The organism is Pseudomonas sp. P4_C3, assembly GCF_056402075.1.
This window is the reverse complement of the sequence record NZ_JBFUIC010000560.1, coordinates 1-1,791: the sequence shown is the minus strand read 5'-3', so window position 1 is coordinate 1,791 and position 1,791 is coordinate 1. Positions and strand designations below refer to the sequence as shown.

Genomic DNA, 1,791 nt, shown 5'->3' with positions numbered 1-1,791 from the left:
AGCAAGCTCGCTCCCACAGTGGTTATGTGTTGTTAACAAATCCCCTGTAGGAGCGAGCCTGCTCGCGATGGCGTCAGATGTCGCACCCGGTTGTTCAGCCTCTTGTCTGAAGAGAGGCAGCCTCAGTATATGGCAGATTTTCAATCAACCCGCGCGGGCTCACCATAGCCCCATGAATACACTCTCGGCGTTTTATCAGAATCTCGGGTTGGCCCTTTCGCTGTTGGTTATCGGCACATTTGTGCTGGCCGGCATGATCAAGGGCGTGATCGGCCTCGGCCTGCCGACCGTTGCCATGGGCCTGCTCGGCCTGGCTATGGCGCCGACGCAGGCTGCGGCGCTGCTGATCATTCCGGCGACCCTGACCAACGTCTGGCAACTGGCATTCGGCGGGCATCTGTCGGAGCTGGTCAAACGGTTGTGGCCGATGTTGCTGGCGATTTTCATTGGCACCGGGGCGGGCACGCTGTGGATCGGCATGAGCGGTGGTCACTGGGTGGTGCGAGGGTTGGGAGCGGCGTTGTTGCTGTATGCGCTGAGCGGATTGTGCCTGCCGAGCTTGTGCGTGGGGCCTCACAGCGAACGCTGGCTCGGTCCATTGTGTGGTGTGCTGACCGGCGTCATTACTTCGGCCACCGGCGTGTTCGTGATTCCGGCGGTGCCTTATCTGCAAGCGCTGGGCTTGAGCAAGGACGAGCTGGTGCAGGCGCTGGGCCTGTCGTTCACCGTCTCGACCCTGGCCCTGGCCGGTGGCTTGTTATGGCGTGGCGCGCTCGGCGGGGGCGAGTTGAGCGCATCGTTGCTGGCGCTGATCCCGGCCATGCTCGGCATGTGGCTGGGGCAATCGCTGCGCCAGCGGATCAGCGTCCTGCTGTTCAAGCGTGTGTTCTTCATTGGCCTGGGGTTGCTCGGTGGCCATTTGCTGATCAGCGGCTAGCGGACGACGGGCTGATCATGTCGATGACGCGGATCTCGAAGTCCCGCTCCAGGTATTCATCGCGCTGCTCGAGGAACTGCTTCATGTGCGGCAGGTTCGAGTGCACGTCGAGGTGGGCCCGGGATTGCCAGATCTCGTAGAAGATGAACAGGGTYGGGTCCTGTTTGTCGCGCAACATGTGGTATTCGATGCAACCGGGTTCGGCTCGGCTCGCTTGCACGTAGACGCTGAAAAACGCTTCGAAGGCATCGGATTTTTCCGGGCGGGTCTTGGCGTGCAGAATGAAGCCCTGGATTTCACTCATCTACATCTCTCATCAAGTCAGAATTGGCGTCAGTCTAAGGCAACAATCGCCTGTTGATTCGTGCCTGTAGGTCAAATGAACTTTGCCAAATCGGCGCTTATTCCGCGCGAGGCCGGTCGGTACTCTGCCGCCATCCGATTCCCGACCCTTCCCGAGATCTCTCATGAAAAAAGTCCTGTTGCTCAATGGCGGCAAAAAATTTGCGCACTCCGACGGCCGCTACAACACCACCCTGCATGAAGTCGCGTTGAGCGTGCTGGATCGCGGCGGCGTGGATGTCAAAACCACCTTCATCGACGAGGGCTACGACGTCGCCGAAGAAGTGGCCAAGTTCCTCTGGGCCGACGTGATCATCTACCAGATGCCCGGCTGGTGGATGGGCGCGCCGTGGACCGTGAAGAAGTACATCGATGAAGTCTTCACCGAAGGCCATGGCAGCCTCTATGCCAGCGACGGTCGCACTCGCTCCGACGCCTCGCAGAAATACGGCAGCGGCGGCCTGATTCACGGCAAGCAATACATGTTGTCGCTGACCTGGAACGCCCCGCAG

Annotated in this window: 3 protein-coding genes; 2 read left to right on the top strand and 1 reads right to left on the bottom strand. The window is 60.1% G+C overall.

The window, feature by feature from the left end; all coding sequences use genetic code 11:
• Positions 1-172 precede the first annotated feature (172 nt).
• Positions 173-937 carry a sulfite exporter TauE/SafE family protein gene (locus tag AC1DVH_RS30625; protein ID WP_477756947.1) on the top strand — a complete coding sequence of 255 codons (765 nt, stop codon included), beginning with the start codon at positions 173-175 and terminating at the stop codon, positions 935-937.
• Here the strand turns inward: AC1DVH_RS30625 and AC1DVH_RS30620 are convergent.
• Positions 927-1,241, bottom strand: a complete 315-nt coding sequence (locus tag AC1DVH_RS30620) for a putative quinol monooxygenase (RefSeq protein ID WP_477756946.1) — start codon at positions 1,239-1,241, stop codon at positions 927-929. The genes AC1DVH_RS30625 and AC1DVH_RS30620 overlap by 11 nt on opposite strands.
• Before the next feature lie 163 nt (positions 1,242-1,404).
• Between AC1DVH_RS30620 and mdaB the strand changes: the two genes are divergently transcribed.
• Positions 1,405-1,791: NADPH:quinone oxidoreductase MdaB (gene mdaB, locus AC1DVH_RS30615; protein WP_477756945.1), on the top strand; the 387-nt coding region annotated here is incomplete at its 3' end.